The 21,007-nt window shown below is 74.9% G+C and carries 18 protein-coding genes; 7 read left to right on the forward strand and 11 right to left on the reverse strand.

Annotated features, from left to right (window positions below; all coding sequences use genetic code 11):
* Positions 1 to 4: 4 nt before the first annotated feature.
* The 3 genes from G6R13_RS02680 to G6R13_RS02690 form a co-directional block, all read right to left on the reverse strand.
* Complete coding sequence (locus G6R13_RS02680) at positions 5 to 1,150, reverse strand: type II secretion system F family protein (RefSeq protein ID WP_230259718.1); 1,146 nt, start codon at positions 1,148 to 1,150, stop codon at positions 5 to 7.
* The gene (locus G6R13_RS02685; RefSeq protein ID WP_163720979.1) at positions 1,147 to 2,472 is read right to left on the reverse strand and encodes an ATPase, T2SS/T4P/T4SS family; all 1,326 of its coding nucleotides are present in this window, start codon (positions 2,470 to 2,472) and stop codon (positions 1,147 to 1,149) included. The genes G6R13_RS02680 and G6R13_RS02685 overlap by 4 nt, the downstream gene beginning before the upstream one ends.
* A gap of 158 nt (positions 2,473 to 2,630) precedes the next feature.
* Positions 2,631 to 3,440 (reverse strand): CoA pyrophosphatase, encoded by an 810-nt coding sequence (locus tag G6R13_RS02690; RefSeq protein WP_095353851.1) that lies wholly within the window; start codon positions 3,438 to 3,440, stop codon positions 2,631 to 2,633.
* A gap of 36 nt (positions 3,441 to 3,476) precedes the next feature.
* Between G6R13_RS02690 and G6R13_RS02695 the strand changes: the two genes are divergently transcribed.
* Entirely contained in the window at positions 3,477 to 4,682 is a 1,206-nt protein-coding gene (locus G6R13_RS02695; RefSeq protein WP_163720981.1) for an NAD(P)-binding domain-containing protein, read from the forward strand.
* Positions 4,683 to 4,703: 21 nt separating this feature from the next.
* On the opposite strand, the gene nth is transcribed toward G6R13_RS02695, so the two are convergent.
* Positions 4,704 to 5,510, reverse strand: a complete 807-nt coding sequence (gene nth, locus G6R13_RS02700; RefSeq protein WP_095353853.1) for an endonuclease III — start codon at positions 5,508 to 5,510, stop codon at positions 4,704 to 4,706.
* A gap of 234 nt (positions 5,511 to 5,744) precedes the next feature.
* On the opposite strand from nth, the gene acs reads away from it, so the two are divergent.
* Positions 5,745 to 7,685: an acetate--CoA ligase gene (acs, locus tag G6R13_RS02705; RefSeq protein ID WP_163720983.1), complete on the forward strand. Its 1,941-nt coding sequence runs from the start codon at positions 5,745 to 5,747 to the stop codon at positions 7,683 to 7,685.
* 75 nt (positions 7,686 to 7,760) lie between these two features.
* Here acs and G6R13_RS02710 read toward each other — a convergent pair whose 3' ends face one another.
* From G6R13_RS02710 to G6R13_RS02725, 4 genes are all read right to left on the reverse strand, one after another.
* A complete protein-coding gene (locus G6R13_RS02710; RefSeq protein WP_036314285.1) occupies positions 7,761 to 8,243 on the reverse strand; it encodes a GntR family transcriptional regulator in 483 nt (160 codons plus the stop codon).
* A complete protein-coding gene (locus tag G6R13_RS02715; protein ID WP_036338231.1) occupies positions 8,215 to 8,400 on the reverse strand; it encodes a methionine/alanine import family NSS transporter small subunit in 186 nt (61 codons plus the stop codon). The genes G6R13_RS02710 and G6R13_RS02715 overlap by 29 nt, the downstream gene beginning before the upstream one ends.
* Positions 8,401 to 8,403: 3 nt before the next feature.
* Entirely contained in the window at positions 8,404 to 10,047 is a 1,644-nt protein-coding gene (locus G6R13_RS02720) for a sodium-dependent transporter (protein WP_163720985.1), read from the reverse strand.
* A gap of 119 nt (positions 10,048 to 10,166) precedes the next feature.
* Entirely contained in the window at positions 10,167 to 11,552 is a 1,386-nt protein-coding gene (locus tag G6R13_RS02725) for a MarP family serine protease (RefSeq protein WP_163720987.1), read from the reverse strand.
* 174 nt (positions 11,553 to 11,726) lie between these two features.
* Between G6R13_RS02725 and G6R13_RS02730 the strand changes: the two genes are divergently transcribed.
* The gene (locus G6R13_RS02730) at positions 11,727 to 12,404 is read left to right on the forward strand and encodes a Crp/Fnr family transcriptional regulator (protein ID WP_002854021.1); all 678 of its coding nucleotides are present in this window, start codon (positions 11,727 to 11,729) and stop codon (positions 12,402 to 12,404) included.
* A gap of 33 nt (positions 12,405 to 12,437) precedes the next feature.
* Here the strand turns inward: G6R13_RS02730 and G6R13_RS02735 are convergent, their stop codons facing one another.
* Genes G6R13_RS02735 through G6R13_RS02745 form a run of 3 tightly spaced genes read right to left on the reverse strand, consistent with a single transcriptional unit; the run spans position 12,438 to position 13,994 of the window.
* Complete coding sequence (locus G6R13_RS02735) at positions 12,438 to 13,340, reverse strand: NUDIX hydrolase (protein WP_163720989.1); 903 nt, start codon at positions 13,338 to 13,340, stop codon at positions 12,438 to 12,440.
* Positions 13,330 to 13,830, reverse strand: a complete 501-nt coding sequence (locus G6R13_RS02740; protein WP_115165897.1) for a RidA family protein — start codon at positions 13,828 to 13,830, stop codon at positions 13,330 to 13,332. The genes G6R13_RS02735 and G6R13_RS02740 overlap by 11 nt, the downstream gene beginning before the upstream one ends.
* Complete coding sequence (locus G6R13_RS02745) at positions 13,827 to 13,994, reverse strand: DUF4177 domain-containing protein (protein ID WP_020628329.1); 168 nt, start codon at positions 13,992 to 13,994, stop codon at positions 13,827 to 13,829. Before G6R13_RS02745 ends, G6R13_RS02740 begins: the two co-directional genes overlap by 4 nt.
* Positions 13,995 to 14,062: 68 nt before the next feature.
* Between G6R13_RS02745 and G6R13_RS02750 the strand changes: the two genes are divergently transcribed.
* From G6R13_RS02750 to G6R13_RS02765, 4 genes are read left to right on the forward strand one after another with little or no spacing between them, the layout of a single operon-like run.
* Positions 14,063 to 16,246, forward strand: coding sequence for a transglycosylase domain-containing protein (locus G6R13_RS02750; RefSeq protein WP_163720991.1), 2,184 nt, complete (start codon positions 14,063 to 14,065; stop codon positions 16,244 to 16,246).
* Positions 16,247 to 16,251: 5 nt separating this feature from the next.
* Positions 16,252 to 17,220, forward strand: a complete 969-nt coding sequence (locus G6R13_RS02755) for a metallophosphoesterase (RefSeq protein WP_020628327.1) — start codon at positions 16,252 to 16,254, stop codon at positions 17,218 to 17,220.
* A 41-nt stretch (positions 17,221 to 17,261) separates the two neighbouring features.
* Complete coding sequence (locus tag G6R13_RS02760) at positions 17,262 to 19,100, forward strand: ABC transporter ATP-binding protein (RefSeq protein ID WP_163720993.1); 1,839 nt, start codon at positions 17,262 to 17,264, stop codon at positions 19,098 to 19,100.
* Entirely contained in the window at positions 19,097 to 20,962 is a 1,866-nt protein-coding gene (locus G6R13_RS02765) for an ABC transporter ATP-binding protein (protein ID WP_049146820.1), read from the forward strand. Before G6R13_RS02760 ends, G6R13_RS02765 begins: the two co-directional genes overlap by 4 nt.
* Positions 20,963 to 21,007: the final 45 nt, after the last annotated feature.

Here is a 21,007-nt window from a genome sequence, read left to right on the forward strand (position 1 = left end):
GGCCTCAGCCCGGTCCCGCCCCGAGCAGGGCCATGACGACGGGCACCACGCCCCAGCACACGAAGGCGGGCAGCAGGCACAGCCCCAGCGGCATCACCAGGCGCACGGCGAGCTCCTCGGCCGCCCGTTCGTCGGCCCGCCGGGTCTGCTGACGGACGGCAGCGGCGGTCTCGGCCAGCGTGCGGGCGCCGGCCATCCCGGACCGGTGCAGCGGTCGCAGTCGGGCGGCGGTCTCGGTCCACACCGGGTCCGTGTCGAGGCCCGCCCACGCCTCGTCCCAGTCCCGGCCCCAGAGCAGCAGCGCCGCCGTGGCGCGCAGGTCGCGGGCGCCCGGCAGGGTCCGGCCGAGGTCGTCCAGCGCGGCGGGCAGGGATCGGCCGGCGCTGAGCAGCGCCGCCAGCACGTCCAGCACGACGGCGGCGCCCACGGCCGCCGGCTCGCGCGCGGCCGAACGCAGCAGCAGGCGCGTCCAGGACCGCCCGGCCAGCCAGAACAGCAGCCCCACCGCGGCGACCACGGCGCCGAAGGGCGAGCGGACCAGGTCCCACGGGGAGGTGCCGAGCAGCCACGCGAGGCCGAGGCCGCCCAGGGGCAGCCACTGCAGCAGTCGGGACGTCGCGCCCGGCCCCGCCGCGGCTGAGCGGCGGGCCCGGGCCGCGTCCACGTCCGCCTCGAGGCTGTGGGCCAGCCGCCGGGCCACGGCTGCGGGGGCCGCGCCCGCCCGGGCCCCGGCCGCGAGCGTCGCGTCGACCAGCGCCCAGCCCGGGTCCCGTGCGGGGGTCCGCCAGGACGGGGTCCCGCCGCGGCGCGCCGCCTCCCGGTGCAGGGTGGCGTCATGAGCCATCGCGTCCCCCGCCTCCACATCCCAGGCCAGCGCCTCGGCCCGGCGTCGGGCGCGGTGATGGGCACAGCATGCGGCACCCGCCTCGCCCGGGCCCGACCCGCAGGCGGGCAGGGTGCACGCGGTCTCCCGCCAGGCCTGCTCCTCGGTCAGGCCGGCCGAGACGAGGGCGGCCCAGCGGCGCAGCGCGCCGACGAGCACCTCCGTCTCCTCCTCCGGCCTCGCCCGCCCCGCCCGCCAGGGCAGCAGCGCCACGGCACGCCCAGCGCGCGACCGTCGTGCCTGCCCGGCCGCCGTCGTGGTGCTCATCGGCCGCTCCGCACCGCCAGCCGGGCCGCGAGCGCGGGCACGCCGGGTCCCTCGACGGTCCGCCCGCCCGTCGCCTCCGCCCCGGGCAGCCACGTGAGGGCGGGCAGCAGGGCGAACCCGTCGGCGCGCGGGTCCGGGACGGCGAGCTCGACGGGGTGCCGCCCGTGGCCGTCGCGAGCGACGTGCAGCACGGCGTCCACGCCGGCGCGGGCCTGCGCGGCCACCGTCTCGGGCCGCCAGCCGGCCAGGGCGGCCATGGCCGTCAGGCGGGCGGGCACCTCGGCGGCGGCGTTGGCGTGCAGGGTGCCCCACGCGCCCTGGTGTCCCGTGTTCAGGGCGGTGAGGACGTCGGCCACCTCGGCGCCGCGGCACTCGCCGACCACGAGCCGGTCCGGCCGCATCCGCAGGGCGTGGCGGACGAGCTCGGCCAGTCCGACCTCGCCGGCGCCCTCCGCGTTGGCGGCGCGGCACTGCAGGGCGACCACGTGCGGGTGATCGGGTGCGGCCTCGGCCGTGTCCTCCACGACGACGATCCGTTCGTCCCCCGGCACCCGGCCGAGGGCCGCGGAGAGCAGCGTGGTCTTGCCCGCCCCGGTCGCGCCGCTGACCAGGACGGTGGCGCGGTCGCGCACGAGCGCCTCGAGGGCGTCGGCCCAGAGGGCGCCGTCCGGCCAGCCGTCGGCCAGCGCGGCCAGCGACGGCGTCGTGGCGGCCGGGATCCGCAGGCTCAGCAGGGTGCCGCCGCCGCTGACCGGGGGCAGGACCGCGTGGACGCGCACGCCGCCCACGCGGGCGTCGGCCAGCGGCACCGCCGCGTCGAGGCGGCGGCCGGCCCGGTGCAGCAGCCGCACCGCGAGCGCCCGGGCGGTCTCGGGGTCGAGCCGATCGGGGCGGCGGACGAGGCCCCCGTCCCCGTCGGTCCACACCGCGCCCGCGCCGTCCACGAGCACGTCGGTCACGCCCGGGGTGCGCACCCAGGGTGCGAGCGGGCCGAAGCCGTCGAGCTCATCGACCAGCGCCGCCACGCGCGGGTCGTCGATCGGCACGTCGAGGGCCTCGGCGATCAGCGGGGCCAGCGGCGGCTCCGCGCCGTCCGCGGCCGACGCACGGGCCTCGGCCACGCGCCGGCGCACGACGGCGGCGTCCAGCCCGTCGGGGCCCGCTGCGGGTGCGGCGAGCGGCGGCGCGGCGACCCGCGTGCGTTCCGGCTCGGCCGGGCCGGTGCGGGGCCACAGGAACCGCCGGCCGCCCTCGGGCGGGGCGGGGCGGCGTCGTCGGCCCCGGGGCGGGCGGGCCGGGGCGGCGGGGACGAACGGGCGCATGGCGGGCCTCCTGCGGGTCGGGGCGGCCGCCGCGGTCCGCGGCCGCCGGCCCGTCCAGTCCACCGTCCCGCCCGGGTGCCCGCGCCCCCGGTCCCGCCGCTGGGGACACGAACCCGCCCTCCGGCGCCTGTGCAGGAGCGGACGGCGGAGCGCAGCCGTCAGTCGCGCAGGATCCGGTGGGTCCGCGCGTCGCGCACGCGGGAGTCGTCCCACGGCACGTCCCAGCCCAGCAGCCCCAGCACCCGGTCCAGCAGCGCCGCCGTGAACCCCCACACCAGGCGCTCGCCCACGAGGAAGCCCGGCGTCTCGCCGCGGCGGCCGCCGGGCCGGGCCACGCGGCACCGGTTCGCGGGGTCCACCAGGTCCGCGACCGGCATCCGGAACACGGCCGCGGCCTCGGCCTGGTCGACCACCGCCACGCGGCTGGGGTCCCGCCACCACCCGAGCACCGGGTGCACCACGTGCCCGGAGACCACCACCGGCACCGCCGGCAGCACGCCCAGGACCTCCACGCCGGCCGGGTCCAGGCCGGTCTCCTCCTGCGCCTCGCGCAGGGCCGTGGCCACGACGTCGCCGTCCTCGGGGTCGACGCGACCGCCGGGGAACGCGATCTGCCCGGCGTGCTGGCGCAGGGTGGCGGCGCGCTGGGTCAGCAGCACGTCCACGTGCGGGTGCACGCGCCCGGCGTCGTGACGGGCGGGGACGTCGTCGAGGGCGCCGAACAGGATCAGCACGGCGGAGGGGCGCGGATCGCCGGACCGGGGCCAGTCGAAGCCCCACATCGGCACGGCCTCGGGCGGGATGGTGGTGAGCGAGGCCGGGTCGTGGTGACCGGGCGCGTCCGCAGGGGCCGTGCCCCAGCGGGCCACGAGGTCCGCCAGCTGGTCCCGCGCACCCGTCAGCGACGCCTCGGACGTCCCGACGGCGTCGCGGGAGGTCGGGCGGGGGCTCGCGGGGGTCTCAGGCATGGCCCCCACGCTAGCCGCCGGTCGTAGCCTCGGGGCATGACGGCTCCCCTGACCTCGCCCCCGGCGGCCACCGCGTCCCCGGATCCGGTGGACGTCGCGGTGATCGGCGCCGGCCAGGCCGGACTGGCGGTCGGCTACTTCCTGGCGCGGGCCGCGCGGGACGTCGCCGGCGGACGCCGGCCGGGCCCGCCGCCGTCGTTCGTCCTGCTCGACGCGTCCGCCCAGCCCGGCGGTGCGTGGCCGCACCACTGGGACTCTCTGCGCCTGTTCTCCCCCGCCGAGCATTCCTCCCTGCCGGGCCGACCCATGCCGCCGTCGCCCGGCCCCGCCACCCCGGACGCCGGGCACGTCGTCGCGTACCTGGCCGACTACGAGGACCGCTACGGGCTGCCGGTGCGCCGGGGCGTGCGCGTGGCGGAGGTGACGCACGACGCCGCCGCGTCCCCGCCGTTCACCGTGCGGCTCGAGGACGGCTCGGCCCTGACCGCCCGCGCGGTGGTCTCCGCGACCGGCTCGTTCACCCGCCCGTTCGTGCCGGCCCTCCCGGGCGCCGACCGCTTCGGCGGCACGCAGCGGCACTCCGCCGCGTACCGCTCCCCCGACGCGTTCACCGGGCGGCGCGTCCTCGTGGTGGGCGGCGGCAACTCGGGCGCCCAGATCGCGGCGGACCTGCTGCTGGCGGGTGTCGCCACCACGTGGGCCACCCGGCGGCCGCCCCGGTTCATGCCGGACGACGTGGACGGGCGGGTGCTCTCCGATCGGGCCTCGGCGCGCGTGCTGGGCCGCTCTGAGGCGCGCGTGGGCGACCTCGGGGACATCGTCATGGTGCCCTCGGTGATCCGCGCCCGCGACGAGGCCGGGCTCCACGCGGTCCCCGCGCCCACCGCGCTCACGCCGGACGGCGTCCGCTGGGACCACGACGCCGGCGCAAGCCACGGCTGGCCCGCCGCCAGCCGCGCCGCGGCCCGGGTGCGCGGCGCCGAGCACCCGGTGGACGACGTCGTCTGGTGCACGGGCTTCCGGGCGGACCTGCGCCATCTGCGGGGCCTCGAGCTGACCCGCCGCCCCTCCGGGGCGCCGGCGACGGAGCGTGCCCTGCCGACCGCCTCGGTGGACGTGCCGGGACTGCACCTGCTCGGCTACGACGACTGGTGCGGGGCCGCCTCGGCCACGCTCGCGGGCGTGGGGGTGCACGCGCGCCGGGCCGTCGACGCGATCCTCACGGGCCTCACCGCAGGCTGAGCGGGCGGGCAGGCCGGGCGCTCAGGCCTCCAGTCCGTGGCCGAGGGCGCGCAGCTCCCGGCGCGTCCGCCCCGCGCGCAGGAGCTCGAGCAGCTCCTCCCGGCCGGGCTTGAGCTCGTAGGCGAGCAGGGCGCGCGCCCTCTCGGGGTCGGTCTCCCCCTCGCCGTAGGACGGGCACCAACGGGCGATCGGGCACGCCCCGCACGCCGGGCGGCGCGCGTGGCACACGCGGCGGCCGTGGAAGATCAGCCGGTGGGAGAGCATCGTCCAGTCCCGGCGCGGGAACAGGGCGCCCACGGCGTGCTCGACCTTCACCGGGTCGGTCTCGTCCGTGAACCCCAGGCGTCGGGCCAGCCGGCCGACGTGCGTGTCCACCGTGATCCCGGGCTGGCCGAAGGCGTTGCCGAGCACCACGAACGCGGTCTTGCGCCCCACCCCGGGCAGCGCCACGAGGTCCTCGAGACGGGCGGGGACCTCGCCGTCGTGCCGGGCCACGAGCTCCTGGGACAGCCGCAGGATCGCGGAGGCCTTGTTCCGGTAGAACCCCGTGGAGCGCACGAGCTCCTGCAGCTCGGGCTCGGTGGCCGCCGCCATCGCGTGGGCATCCGGGAAGCGGGCGAACAGCGCCGGCGTGGCCGCGTTGACGCGCACGTCGGTGGTCTGGGCGGACAGCACCGTGGCCACGAGCAGCTCGAACGGCGTCTCGAAGTCCAGCTCGCCGACGGCGTACGGGTACGTCTCGGCCAGGATCCGGTCGATCCGCCGCGCCCGGCGCACCAGGGCCAGCCGGGTCTCCCCGGTCGGCGTGCCCGTCGACTCCGTCTCCATCCGCGCGTCCTCCCGCCCTCGTGCGATCCGCTCAGGTCCGACCATCCTAGGGAGCGGGGCACATGCCGACGTCCGCACCGCGTCCGGCCCCCGCTTCTGGGTGCGATGCGACACACAGGACCTGAGGATTTGTGGCGACGACGCCGCGCGCGGCATGCTGAGGCGGGAGACTAGTGTGGGACGCGTCACATCCGTGCCGCGCACCGACCGCACCACCCCGAAAGGACCCCGTCGATGGACGAGCAGATCCCCACGTTCCCGCCCCCGACCGAGTTCGCCGCCCAGGCGGTGGCCGGAGCCGACCTCTACGAGGAGGCCGCCGAGGACCGCCTGGCCTACTGGGCCCGCCGCGCCCGCGAGGTCCTGCACTGGGAGCAGGACTTCACCGACGTCCTGGACTGGTCCGACGCACCCTTCGCGAAGTGGTTCGTCGGCGGCACCACCAACGCCGCGTACAACGCCCTGGACCGCCACGTCGAGGCCGGCCACGGCGACCGCGTGGCGATCCACTTCGAGGGCGAGCCCGGCGACACCCGGACCTACACCTACGCCGACCTGGCCGCCGAGGTCCGGCGCGCCGCCAACGCGTTCGAGTCCCTCGGCGTGACCAAGGGCGACCGCGTGGCCGTCTACCTGCCGATGATCCCCGAGGCCGTCATCACGATGCTCGCGTGCGCGCGCATCGGCGCGGTCCACTCCGTGGTGTTCGGCGGCTTCTCCTCCGACGCCCTGCGCTCCCGCGTGGACGACGCCGAGGCCAAGCTCGTGGTCACGGCCGACGGCTCCTTCCGCCGCGGCAAGCCCTCCATGCTCAAGCCCGCTGTGGACCAGGCCCTCTCCGCGCCCGGCCACACCGCCGAGCACGTGCTCGTGGTCCGCCGCAACGAGGCCGAGGTCGAGATGACCGAGGGCCGCGACCTGTGGTGGCACGACGTCGTGGACGGCCAGTCCGACGAGCACGAGCTCGTGTGGCACGACGCCGAGCACCCGCTCTACATCCTGTACACCTCCGGCACCACCGGGAAGCCGAAGGGCATCCTGCACACCACCGGCGGCTACCTCGTGCAGGCCGCGGCCACCCACCACGACACCTTCGACCTGCACCCGGAGTCGGACGTCTTCTGGTGCACCGCCGACGTCGGCTGGGTCACCGGGCACTCCTACGTCGCCTATGCGCCCCTGGTCAACGGCGCCACCCAGGTGATCTACGAGGGCACCCCGGACTCCCCGCACCAGGGCCGCTGGTGGGAGATCGTGCAGAAGTACGGCGTGAGCATCCTCTACACGGCGCCGACGGCGATCCGCACGTTCATGAAGTGGGGCCGGCACATCCCGGACGAGTACGACCTCTCCAGCCTGCGCGTGCTCGGCTCCGTGGGCGAGGCCATCAACCCGGAGGCCTGGCGCTGGTACCACGAGGTCATCGGCGCCGGCCGCTGCCCCATCGTGGACACCTGGTGGCAGACCGAGACGGGCGCCCACATGCTCACCCCGCTGCCCGGCGTGACCACCCTCAAGCCCGGTTCCGCCCAGAGGCCGGTGCCCGGCGTCGTGCTGGAGGTCGTGGACGAGCTCGGCGAGCCCATGACGGACACGAGCGCGGGCTTCCTCGTGGTGCGCGAGCCGTGGCCGTCCATGCTGCGCGGCATCTGGGGCGACCGGGAGCGCTTCAAGGAGACCTACTGGTCCCGCTTCCCCGGCATGTACTTCGCCGGCGACGGCGCCCGCCACGACGAGGACGGCGACATCTGGCTGCTGGGCCGCGTGGACGACGTCATGAACGTCTCCGGCCACCGCCTGTCCACCACCGAGATCGAGTCCTCCCTCGTGGCGCACCCGTCCGTGGCCGAGTCCGCGGTGGTCGGCGCGAAGGACGAGACCACGGGTGAGGCGGTCGTCGCGTTCGTCCTGCTCACCGCGGTCGCCGTCGCGGCCGACCGCGACGTCGCCGAGGTCGAGGACGAGCTGCGGCAGCACGTGGGCAAGGACATCGGCCCCATCGCCAAGCCCAAGCGCGTGCTCGTGGTCCCCGAGCTGCCCAAGACGCGCTCCGGCAAGATCATGCGCCGCCTGCTCAAGGACGTGGCCGAGGGCCGCGACCCGGGCGACTCCACCACGCTGGCCGACCCCACGGTCATGCAGCGCATCGTGGAGACGCTCGCCCCGAAGGCCTGAGCCGGCACGACGACGCCGCCCCGGTCCGCACGCTGTGTGCGGTCCGGGGCGGCGTCGTCGGTGGGCGGGCCCGGCTCAGGCGCGGGCGGCCGCGTCCCGCCGGACCAGCTCCACGGCCTCGTCGGGCGTGTAGCCGAGGCGTTCGAGCAGGGTGTCGAGACAGCGGCGCACGGCCTGGTGCGCGGCGTCCGCGCGGGCGTCCGCCGAGGCGGCCACGAACGTGCCCGCGCGCCCCCGGGTGCGGATGGTGCCGTGCGCCTCGAGCTCCTTGTAGGCCCGGGCCACGGTGCCCGGTGCCACGCCGAGCTCGGCCGCGAGCGCGCGCACGGGCGGCAGTCGGTCCCCGCGGGCGAGGGATCCGGAGGCGACGCCGGCCAGGACCGCGTCCACGATCTGCCGGTAGGGCGGGGCCGGCAGGCTCCCGTCCACCGCCACGACCGGCAGGGAGGCGGAGACCACGCCCGCGGCCCCGTCGGCGACCGAGGCCGCGGACGGGGCCGCTGCGGACGGACCGGGGGCCCTCATCGACTCACCGGTGCCGTGCGTCGAGACGGCCATCCTCGCGCTCCCACACGGCGGGGGCCAGTTCGTCCTCGATGGCGAGGTCGCCCGAGGAGTCGTCCGGGTGGCGGAGCAGGTGGACGGCGGAGACCGCGAGGCCGCCCCACACCAGGAGGATGGCCAGGGACATCATGACGATCGCTGCGGTGCTCATCGGTCAGAGCTCCTTCCGGGTGGCGGCCGCGGGCACCACCGGCAGGGCGCCGGTGGGGACGGTGCCCTCGGGCACGGCGTTGTGCGGGATGAGGTCGCCGTGGATCTCGCTGTCCAGGTCCTCGGCGTAGAGGTTGGACTTGCGGGACCACGGGATCAGGGAGAGCAGGATCGCCAGGGCGACGGAGCCGAGCGCGATGCCCCAGCCGAAGACGCCGAGGAAGTCGCCCGGGTAGCCCTCATAGCCCTCCGCGATCACCTTCATGATCCAGGAGAGCCAGATGTAGGCGAGCACGATCGGCATGAGCACGCCGATCAGCAGCACGTACCCGCGGCCGACCTTGAAGGAGGAGACGGCGTTGAGGTGCGCCGTGATGCGACGGGCCGAGCCCAGCGCACCGGTGACCAGGAGCACCGACAGGAGCGCCGCGCCCACGATGCCGAAGTTGTTGGCGAACGCGTCCATGGTGTCCAGCATCTGCAGGCCCGTGGTGGTGGAGAACAGGGCGAGGGAGACCACCCCGGACAGGCCGATCACCACGATCGTGGCCGTCCAGCGGCCCCAGCCGAGCTTGTCCTTCACGGCGGAGATGACGACCTCGAGGATCGAGATCAGCGAGGTGAAGCCGGCGACCACGAGCGAGCCGAAGAACAGCACGCCGATCAGGGCGCCGAGCGGGGCCTGCGAGATCAGGGTGGGGAAGGCGATGAACGCCAGGCCGATGCCGCTGCCGGCCACCTCGGCCACGGACACGCCGGAGGCCTGCGCCATGAAGCCCAGGGCGGAGAACACGCCGATGCCGGCCAGGATCTCGAAGCCCGAGTTGGAGAAGCCGACCACCAGGCCGGAGCCGGTGAGGTTCGTGCGGCGGTTGAGGTAGGAAGCGTAGGTGATCATGATGCCGAAGCCGACGGACAGCGAGAAGAAGATCTGACCGTAGGCGGCGATCCAGACGCCCGGGTCCGCCAGCGCGGCCCAGTTCGGCGTGAACAGCGCGTCCAGGCCCTGGGCGGCGCCCGGCAGGGTGAGGGCGATGCCGACGAGGATCAGGAACATCACGACGAGCAGCGGGATGCCGACCATCGAGGCCAGGGCCACGCCCCGGCGCACGCCGAAGCCCATGATGAGCAGCGTGATCACCCAGACGGCGAGCATGGGCCAGAAGACGCCCGAGACGACGTCGAAGGACGGGGACGGGTCGTCGGCGACCTGCAGGTAGTCGCCCATGAGGAAGGTCTCCGGGTCCTCGCCCCACCGCTGGTCCACGGAGAACCAGGTGTACATGATCGCCCAGCCGATGATCGCGGCGTAGTAGATCGCGATGACGACGCAGATGAGCACCTGCCACCAGCCGACGGTCTCGGTCCACCGGGACAGGCGCCGGAACGCCAGCGGCGCGGAGCCGCGGAAGCGGTGGCCGATCGCGTAGTCGAAGAACAGCAGCGGGATGCCCGCGGTGAGCAGCGCGATCAGGTAGGGGATGACGAACGCGCCGCCGCCGTTCTCATAGGCGACGTAGGGGAAGCGCCAGATGTTGCCGAGGCCCACGGCGGAGCCGATGGCCGCCAGGATGAAGGCCCACCGGCCGGCGAACTCCTCCCGGGTGCGCTTCGGCGCCGACGCGGGCGCGGAGACGGTGCTGGACATGCAGGACCTCCGGGGGTCGGGAAAACTCGAGTGTGACGGAGAACACAATAGTCGACACGGGCCGTTGCCGGACAGTCCGGTCCGGAATGCGGGCGTCAGGCGCGTGGCGCGGCGCCGGCTCAGCCGCCCGGGACGCAGTCCCCCGAAGGGACCGTGGCCGTCATCCCCGGGGCCGCGGCGACGACGGGGGCGATGGTGTCCGCCGTCAGGGCGTAGCCGACGGCGTCCGAGCCCGGGGCCCGGGCGAACACCAGACCGGCCAGGTTCCCGGCCGTGTCCACCACCGGGCCGCCCGAGTAGCCGTGGCGGATGTCCGCCGCGAGGGTGTACACGTCCACCATGCTCGCGGCCCCGGTCAAGACGTCGCCGAGCGGCACCTCGCCGACGGCCTGCACGGTCGCGGGGGTGGAGGCGAACGGGCCGCCGTCGGGATAGCCCAGGACGGAGGCCGACGCGCCGCCCGTCAGCTCGGCGCCGACCGGCATGACGGGCAGGTCCGCGTCGTCGACCGCCAGGACGGCGAGGTCGCGCGCCGTGTCCAGGTGGACGATCCGCGCCTCATGCACGCCGCGGGCGCGGTCCGTCACGGTGGGGGCGTCCACGCCGAGGACCACGTGCGCGTTCGTGAGCACGCGGTCCGGGGCCACGGCCACGCCCGAGCCGCTCTGCACCTGGCTGCACTGCGCGGCCGTGCCGGTCAGCCGGACGACGGCGGCCGACGCCGAGGAGGCGGCGGGAGTCGAGGGGGCGGCCGTCGACGCCGACGAGGCGGGGGCGGTCGTCGCGGCCGACGGCGCGGCGGACGTGGGCGACGAGGCCGCGGCGGCGTCGTCGGGCTCCTCGGGGGTCGCCGAGTCGGACGTCGCGGTGTCGGACGGGGAGGAGGCGGCTGGGGAGGAGGCGGCCGAGGGCAGAGCCGGCGTCGCGGCCGGGGCCGGGGCGGCACGGATGCCGTCGTCGGACTCCGGGACGGGGGCGGGCAGCTCGAGCTCCGGCAGCACGTCCAGGTCGGCGACGGCGGAGCGCGAGCGGGCGGCCCAGGCCAGGAGCGGGTCGGGCATCACGGTGTCCAGCGCCGTGATCACCTGCGAGCGGTTCACCTCACGGGTGACCGCGGTGGAGCCGGAGGCCGCGATGGAGAACGCCACGAGCCAGAGGACGAGGGCGCCCGCGAGACCGGCGGCGAGCGCGCCGAGCAGGCGGTCGACGAGTCGCAGGGCCGGCAGGTTCACGCGCAGCCGGATCGCCTCGCCGATGGCGGCGCCCACGTACTGGCCCGCCGCCACGAGCAGGACGAGGGTGGCGATCAGCGCGGCCCACCGCCACTGCGGCGCGGTGACGAACTCCGCGACCTCCGGCAGGGCGTAGAACGCGATCGCGGCACCGCCGACCAGGCCGACGAGGTTGCCCAGCACCACCCACAGGCCGCGACGGTGGCCCTGGACCAGGAGCATCGCCAGCGCGACGATGAGCAGGACGTCCAGCCACGTCAGACCCAGCGGCATGGGCGACCTCCTTCGGATGCGACGGCACCGGCCACGCACGGGGACCGCCCGCGCGCCCGGTGGAGGATCCAGGGTATCGGCCCGCCCTGGGGTATGGGGCACAATGGACGCCAGTGAACCGGGCGGCTCCTCCGCCGCGGTGTGAGGAACTGCCCACAGAGAGGACACGCACACATGGATCTCGAGGTTCTGCGGAAGGCTCCGCTGTTCACCAACCTGGACGACGAGGTGTTCGCCATCCTCACCTCGGAGCTGACCGAGGTGGAGCTCTCCCGCGGCGCGTCCGCGTTCCACGAGGGCGACCAGGGCGATCAGCTGTACGTGATCATGTCCGGCAAGATCAAGCTCGGCCGCACCGCCTCGGACGGCCGCGAGAACCTCGTGGCCGTGCTCGGCCCCGGTGAGATCTTCGGCGAGATGGCGCTGTTCAACCCCGCCCCGCGCAACGCCACCGCCACCGCGGTCTCCGCCACGCGCCTGGCCGGTCTGCGCCACGAGAACCTGCGCCGCGCCATCGCCTCGTCGCCGGACGTGTCGGTCCAGCTGCTCCAGGCCCTGGCCCAGCGCCTGTCCAAGACCAACGAATCCCTGGCGGACCTGGTGTTCTCGGACGTGCCGGGCCGCGTGGCCAAGGCGCTCCTGGACCTCGCGGACCGCTTCGGCCGCCCGGCCGCGGACGGCCTGCTGGTGGCGCACGACCTCACGCAGGAGGAGCTCGCCCAGCTGGTGGGCGCGTCCCGCGAGACCGTGAACAAGGCCCTGGCCGAGTTCGTTCAGCGCGGCTGGATCCGCCTGGAGAACCGCGCCGTGGTCATCCTGGACCTGCAGCGTCTGCGCCAGCGTTCGCGCTGACGCCCCCCGCCGCCGTGGAGCGGGCCACCCCGGTCAGTCCCGGGTGGCCCGCTCCACGCGCATCCGGGGGGTGCCGTCGTCGCCGGCCTCGGTGACCAGGTGGTATTCCGGCACGGGGCCGCGCCGGGCACAGGGCGTGACGGAGAGCAGGAAGGCGGCGGCCGTCCGGTGTGCCGCGACCCGACGCACGATCACCTGCGTCAGCGGGGTCGCCACCTGGTCGAAGGGTGCCGTGCCCTCCGCCCCGGCGGGTCCGGGCAGCCGCAGCGGGCCGGCGAGCGCGCGACGCGCGGACACCCACGCCTGAAGTTCGGGACCGGGTTCCTCGGATGCCGGCGCGGACTGCAGCGGTGGGGTCATCGTGGCGAACACGGCCGTGTCGAAGCGTCGGTGGACGTGGGGCGCGGAATGCCAGCGCATGACGGGGCGCAGCAGGTCGGCGCGCACCCCGAGGCCACGCGCGGCCAGCAGATGGGGCAGGCTCTCCGAGCCCTCCTCGAGGGAGCTGCGGCCCCCGCCCCAGGTCTCGATGCGCGCCGTGGACACGACGTCCGTGTCGGAGCGACCGGCGAGGAGCACTCCGGCCTCGTCGTGGAGCTCACGGACGGCGGCCACCACGTGCTGCCGCGCACGCCGCCGGTCCGTGGTCCCGAAGGTGCGGGCCCACTGGGAGGGCTCGGGCCCGTACCACGGGCACGAGTCGGCGTCGGACTCGATGAGCGCGCCGCCGGGCAGACCCACGCGGCCGAGCGGGGTGCGTCCCGCGCGGTGACGGAGGAAGACCTCCGGGCCGTCGTCGCCGTCGCGCACGAGCACGACGGACGACGCGGGCCGGGACGGGCGGACCTGCCGGAAGCGCCGGTCCAGCCACTGGCGGGTGAGGTCCTCCTCCTGCCCCCGGACCGGCAGCAGCATGCCGGCCGGGTCAGCGGACACGGACGGTGATCTCCACCTCGACGGGAGCGTCCATGGGCAGCACGGCCACGCCGACGGCGGAGCGCGCGTGGCGGCCGGCCTCGCCGAAGATCTCGGCCAGCACGTCCGAGGCGCCGTTCACCACGCCGGGCTGACCCGTGAACGCGGGATCGGAGGCCACGAAGCCGACGACCTTGACGACCTGGGCGACCCGGTCCAGGTCGCCCAGCAGCTCGTGCACCGCGGCCACCGCGTTCACGGCGCACGCCCGCGCGAGCTCCTGGGCGCGTTCGGGGGTGACCTCCGCGCCCACCTTGCCGGTGGCGGGCAGGGCGCCGGCCACGAAGGGGAGCTGGCCGGAGGTCAGCACGAGGTCGCCGTCCCGCAGGGCCGGGACATAGGAGCCGACCGGCGCCGCGACGGCGGGTCGGTCGATGCCGAGCTCCGCGAGACGGGCCGCGACGGCGCCGTCGCCCCAGGTGGGGGTCGAGGACTGCTCCGTCACGTTCACGCCGCCTTCGGACGCTTGAGGTAGGCCACGGGGTTGCTCCCCTCGGGACCCGGGATCACCGTGACGAGCTCCCAGCCGTCCTCGCCCCACTGGTCGAGGATCTGCTTGGTCGCGTGGATGAGGAGGGGGATCGTGGCGTACTCCCACTGCGTCTGCTGAGTCATGGGACCCACCCTAGCCACCGGTGCGGACCCCGGAAGAGGTCCCAGGCGCCCGCGCTACACTCGCGCCCATGGCCTCCCGCACGACCCGCTTCCCCGCGCCCTCGAGCGCCCTCGGCCGCCTCCTCGCCTTCGTGGGCCTCTCGGCGGTGGCCGGCCTGCTCGTGGCGGCCCTCCTGCTGCCCGTCGCGGGCCTGGCCGGTGTCGCCGCCGCGTCGGGCCGGGAGATGCTGGACGAGCTGCCGGACGAGCTGCCCACGGAGCCGGTCTCCGTGCCGTCGCGCATCCTCTCGGAGGACGGTGAGGAGATCGCCCTCTTCTACGAGGAGAACCGCACCCCGGTCCCGCTGGACGAGATCTCGGAGCACATGCAGCACGCGATCGTGGCCATCGAGGACGAGCGCTTCTACGATCACGACGGCGTGGACGCGCGCGGCCTCATCCGCGCGACCGTGAACAACGCCACCTCCGACTCCACGCAGGGCGCCTCCACCCTCACCCAGCAGTTCGTGAACAACATGCTGGTGAACGTGCAGCAGATCCGCGGCGACTCCCGCCTCACCCTCTCCGGCTCCAAGAACATCGCGGACAAGGTCAAGGAGATCAAGCTCGCCGTCGCCGTCGAGAAGCAGATGTCGAAGGACGAGATCCTCGAGGGCTACCTCAACATCGTGCTGTTCTCCGGCCGCGCCTACGGGGTCGAGGCCGCCTCGCAGTACGTGTTCGGCAAGTCCGCCGCCGACCTGGAGAGCTGGGAGGCCGCCACGCTGGCCGGCATGGTCCAGTCCCCCACCCGGTTCAACCCGGCCCGCAATCCGGAGGAGGCCACGGAGCGGCGCAACCTCGTGCTGAACGCGATGAAGGACAACGGCTACCTCTCCCAGGAGGAGTACGACCACGCCGTCGCCCAGCCGATGGAGGTGGTGATGGAGTCCCGCCCCTCGGGCTGCCTCTACGCCAAGTTCGGCGCCTACTTCTGCGACTACGTGGAGCGGCAGATCCTTGCCGACCCCACGTTCGGCCCGGACGTCCAGTCCCGCCAGGCCCTGCTGGACCGCGGCGGACTCACCATCCGCACGACGATCGACTCGACGCTCCAGAAGGAGACCGAGAAGAACCTGCGCGCCTCCGTGCCCAACAACGAGTCGCTGGGCGCCGGCCACGCGCTCACCTCGGTGGAGGCCGGCACCGGCAACATCCGCACCATGGCCCAGAACACCGAGTACGCCATCCAGGACGAACTCGGCCACACCTCGCTGAACTTCAATGTGGACAAGCAGTGGGGCGGCGGCCAGGGCTTCCAGGCCGGCTCCACGCTCAAGCCCTTCGTGGCCCTGACGTGGCTGCGCAACGGCAACCGCCTGGTCGACTCCGTGGACGCCTCCCGGAACGTCTACCCCACGGGCACGCGCTTCGCGGCCTCGTGCCGCCCGGGCGGCTACACCACGATCGGCGGCACCTGGCAGTTCAAGAACGTGATCCCCGACATGCTGCGGCAGGTGCGCGTGGACGAGGGCCTCTTCTGGTCCGTGAACACCCCGACCGTCGCCACCGCGTACCAGCTGGACCTGTGCGACATCACGAGCCTCACCACCCAGCTGGGCATCACCCGCGCCCTGGACAGCTCCCCGCTGCAGCCGGACGACCCGTCCTTCCTGCTCGGCAAGGACTCGGTGGCACCGCTGTCCCTGGCCGGCGCGTACGCCGCCATCGCCGCGAACGGCCTGTACTGCGAGCCGCGCGCCATCCTGGAGGTCACGGACACCGCCGGCAACCAGTACGACGTCGCCGACCCGCAGTGCGATCAGGTCATCGACCCGGACCACGTCCGGGAGCTGATGCCGGTCCTGCGCCACATCGGCGGCTTCAACATCGCCGAGGAGGGCGCCGGCTACGAGTTCGGCGGCAAGACGGGCACGAACGACAACGTGTCCTCCACGTGGTTCGTCGGATTCACCAGCGAGCTGGCCACCGCCGTGTGGACCGGCCGCTACAACAACCTGAAGTCCATGACGGGCGAGACCGTCAACGGCGAGGTCCGCAACCCGTTCTACTCGACCTCCATCAACGGCCCGTCCTGGCTCGAGTACAACCAGTTGGCCAAGGAGAAGTTCCCGCCGGGTGAACTGCCCGAGTGGGACGGCCCGCAGTCGGAGGACCCGGGCGAGGCCGGCGAGCACCCGGACGGACGCCAGTTCACCATCGACGACCTGGACCGGGGCGGGCCGCAGCCCCAGGCGGTCCCGGGCTTCTGACCGCGATGCGCCCCGCCGCCTCCCCCGCCCGGCGCATGTTCCGCGCCGCAGCGCCTGCCGCCGCCGGGCTGGCCGCGACGGCGGGCCTCGGCCTGGCCTGGGGCCTCGCCGAGGCCGAGGCCCGGACGGTGCGCACGCACCGACTGGCCGTGCTGCCGGCCGGGTCGGCGCCGCTGCGGGTGCTGCACCTCTCGGACATCCACCTGCTGCCCCGGCACCGGGCCAAGCGGGCGTGGCTGCGCGGATTGGATGCACTCGAGCCGGACCTCGTGGTCAACACGGGTGACAACGTGTCCGCCGCGGCGTCGGTGCCGCTCGTGCTCGACGCGCTCGGGCCGCTGCTGGCGCGGCCCGGCGTGTTCGTGCCCGGCTCCAACGACTACTACGCGCCCAAGGCGGCCAACCCCCTCCGGTACTTCGCGGGCCCCTCGCGCATGGACGCGGACCGGCCCCGGCTTCCCTCCGACGTCCTGTTCGGCGCGTTCCGCGTCGCCGGCTGGGCCGACCTGACGAACCGGGGCGCCGCTCTGGCCGTGCCGACCCGCGCCGGGACCACGCTCGAGGTCCTCGCCGCCGGCACCGACGACCCGCACCTCGGTCTGGACGCCTGGGCCGGCTTCCCCGGCTCCGCGCCCGACGACGGCGCCGGGCGGCCCGGCGACGACGGGCGGTTCCGGCTGGGCGTCACCCACGCCCCGTACCGCCGCGTGCTGGACGCCATGACCGCCGACGGCGCCGACCTGCTGCTCGCCGGCCACACCCACGGCGGGCAGGTGTGCGTGCCGTTCCTCGGCGCGCTCGTCACCAACTGCGACCTGCCCCGCCGACAGGCCTCCGGGGTCTCGACGTGGACGGCCGCGGGGCGGACCGTCCCCCTCGAGGTGTCGGCCGGCCTGGGGACCGCGCCGTCCGCGCCCGTGCGGTTCGCGTGCCGGCCCGAGGCCGTGGTGCTGGACCTGGTCCCGCGGGGCTGAGCCGCCTGTCCCGTCCGCGGCCGCGGGTACAGTGGAGCCCCGTGACCCGCGCCACCTCTCCCGCCGCCTCGTCCCTGCGTGACGCCCTGGGCGGGATCGCACCGTACCTCGAGGGCGTGCGGGCGCGCTGGGTGCTCGGGCTCGCCTCGGCCACGGCGGCGGGCCTCGTGGCCCTGGCCATCCCGCAGGTCATCCACCTGCTCGTGGACACCGTGTTCACGCAGACTGTGCTCGCCGGGCCCTCCTCCCCCGACTCCCGCGCGGACGTGTGGCGGGCCGCCGGCCTGCTCACCGTGCTCGGCCTCGCCGAGGCCGCGTTCATCGGCCTGCGCCGGTACTTCATCCTCCCGCCGGCCGCCGGGGTGGAGAACCGGGCGCGCATCGCCCTGTTCGAACGGCTCCAGCGCCTGCCGGTGGCGTTCCACGACGCGTGGCCCTCGGGGCAGCTGCTCTCCCGGGCCCAGGGCGACCTCTCGCTGCTGCGGCGGTGGATCGCGTTCGGCTCGGTCATGCTCGTGGTGGACGTGGTGACCATCGCCGTCGGCCTCGTCCTGCTGTTCCTGCTGTCCTGGCAGCTGGCCCTGCTCTACCTCGCCGCGGCCGTGCCGATCATGTGGGCGTCGTTCGGGTTCCGCAACGACTTCCGCGCCGCGTCCCGGCTCTCCCAGGACCAGGCCGGGGACCTCGCCACGTCCGTCGAGGAGTCGGTGCACGGCATCCGCGTCCTCAAGGCGTTCGGCCGCGGCGCGCACGCCCTCGACGGCTTCGGCGGGCGCGCCCGCACGCTGCAGGGCACCGAGGTGCACAAGGCCTCGGTGCTGGCCCGGTTCATCGCGCTCATCGTGGCCCTGCCGGAGACGGTGCTGGGCCTGGGCCTCGCCCTGGGCCTGTGGCTCGTGGCGACCGGGGAGCTGACGGTGGGCGCGCTCGCCGCCTACTTCGCCACCGCGGCCGTGCTGGCCGGGCCGGTCGAGTCGGTGGGCCAGCTGATGGGCATGACGCTCTCGGCCCGCACGGCGATCGACCGCCACGTGGACGTCCTCGCCACGCCCGTGGACATCGCCTCGCCCACCGGGGAGGCCGCCGTCGTGCCCCCGGCCACCGGCGCGCTCGCGTTCCGCGGGGTGCGCTTCCGCTGGCCGGACGCGGACCCGGGGCGCGGGGAGCGCGACCTGCTCGACGGCGTCGACCTCGAGCTGGTGCCCGGCGAGACGATGGCCCTGGTCGGCGCGACCGGCGCCGGCAAGTCGACGCTGCTGCAGCTGGTCCCCCGGCTGCTCGACGTCACGGCGGGCTCCGTCTGCGTGGACGGGGTGGACGTGCGCCGGATGCCGCTCGAGGAGCTGCGCCGGCGGGTGTCCGTGGCGTTCGAGGACGCCACACTGTTCTCCGCGACCATCCGGCAGAACGTGCTGCTCGGCGCCCCGGCGGACGTGCTCGCGGACGGCCTCCACTCCCCCGCGGCGGACGCCCTGCTCGACCTCGCGCTCGAGACCGCGCAGGCGGGCTTCGTGGCGGACCTGGCGGACGGCGTCGAGACCGAGATCGGCGAGGAGGGCCTCAGCCTCTCCGGCGGACAGCGCCAGCGGATCGCCCTCGCCCGCGCGATCGCGGCACGCCCGGACGTGCTCGTGCTGGACGACCCCCTCTCCGCCCTCGACGTGCGCACCGAGGAGGCCGTGACCGCGCGCCTGCGCGAGGTCCTCGACGGGACGACCACCCTGATCGTGGCGCACCGTCCCTCCACCGTGGCCCTGGCGGACCGGGTCGCGGTGCTGGCGGACGGGCGGATCGAGGACGTGGGGACGCACCCCGAACTGCTGGCCCGCAGCGCCGTGTACCGGCACATCATCTCGAGCCGACCGGAGGAGCAGGCATGAGCGCCGCCGACGTGAGCCGCGTGCGCGGCGTGGGGGCCGAAGAGGACCTCGACTACACCCGCGCGGAGCGCCGCCACATCCGGCGCCGATCCTTCCGCCTGCTCGGCGAGCTCGCGCGGCCGGTCCGGGGGACGCTGCTGCTCACCGTGGTCTTCGTCCTCGTGTCCAACGCGGCGCGGGCGGCCGGTCCGCTGATCATCGCCTGGGCGATCGACGCGGAGCTGCCGCGCGTCGTCGAGGCCGTGCGGGCCGGCGAGTCCGTCTGGCCCATCCTCGTCCCCGTGGGCGGGGCGTACGTGGCGGCGGCCCTCGTCTCCGGCGGCCTGCTGGGGGCGTACACGTGGCTCACCGCGCGGGCGAGCCAGGCCATGCTGCTGAGCCTGCGGCTGCGCGTGTTCCGGCACACGCAGCGGCTGAGCCTCGGCTTCCACGAGCGGTACACGTCCGGGCGGGTGATCTCGCGGCAGACCTCGGACCTGGAGGCGCTGCGGGAGCTGCTGGACCAGGGCGTGTCCTCGCTCGTGTCCGGGCTGATGTTCATGTCGTTCACCGCGGCGTCCATCCTGCTGCTGGACCCGCCGTCGTTCCTCGTGCTGCTGGGCGCGGCCGTGCCGGTGGCGATCGTGACGCGCTGGTACCAGGTGCGGTCCGAGGAGGCGTACCGGCGGTCACGGGTGTCCTCGGCGCGGTCGATCGTGCACTTCGTGGAGACCATGACCGGCATCCGCGCGGTCCAGGCCTTCCGGCGGGAACGGGACAACGACGCGCGGTACCGCGACTTGGCCACGGCCTACCGGGACGACATGGTGGCCACGCTCAACCTGTTCGGCATCCTGCAGCCGGTGCTCGTGGCGACGGGCAACCTGACGGTGGCGGCGCTGCTCGTGACCGGGGGCCTGCGCGTGCTCGACGGCGACCTCGAGGTGGGGGTGCTCGTGGCGCTCCTGCTGGCCGGGCGGCGCGTGTTCCAGCCCATGGAGATGGTGGCGATGTTCTACTCGTCGCTGCAGTCCGCGACGGCGGCACTCGAGAAGGTCTCCGGCCTGCTCGAGGAGGAGCCCACCGTGGTGGAGGCCGCCGAGCCCACGCCGCTGCCCGGGGCCGACGCTCCGGGGACGGGCGTGGCGTCCGGGCGGGTGGAGTTCCGGGACGCGGTGTTCAGCTACGGACCGGACCGGGTGGTGCTGCCGGAGTTCGACCTCGTGATCCCGGCCGGGCAGACCGTGGCCGTGGTGGGCCAGACGGGTGCGGGCAAGTCGACGCTGGCCAAGCTCATCGCCCGGTTCTACGACGTCTCTGCCGGCTCGCTGACGCTGGACGGGGTGGAGCTGCGCGAGCTCAGCCAGGCGGATCTGCGGCGCAACGTGGTGATGGTGACCCAGGAGGCGTTCCTGTTCTCCGGGTCGATCGCGGAGAACATCGCCCTCGGCCGGCCCGACGCCACCGAGGCCGAGATCCAGGCGGCCGCCCGGGCGGTGGGGGCGCACGACTTCATCCTGGGGCTGCCCGAGGGCTACGCGACCGACGTCGCCAAGCGCGGCGGGCGGCTGAGCGCGGGACAGCGGCAGCTCGTGTCGTTCGCGCGGGCGTTCCTCGCGGACCCCGCCGTGCTGATCCTGGACGAGGCGACGTCGTCGCTGGACCTGCCGAGCGAGCGACTCGTGCAGGCCGGGCTGGAGCGGCTGCTGGGGAACCGGACGGCGCTGATCATCGCCCACCGGCTCAGCACCGTCGAGACCGCCGACCGGGTGCTCGTGATGCACGATGGCCGGATCATCGAGGACGGCAGCCCCGCCGAGCTGGTGGCGGCCGACGGCCGGTTCGCGGCGCTGCACCGGGCCTGGGAGGACTCGCTCGCCTGATGGGTGGCGCGCCCGACGCGCTTTCGAACGTGGCAGAGGGCCTAC

This window comes from Micrococcus sp. Alg238-R198 (genome assembly GCF_900537135.1).
Lineage (GTDB): Bacteria > Actinomycetota > Actinomycetes > Actinomycetales > Micrococcaceae > Micrococcus > Micrococcus luteus.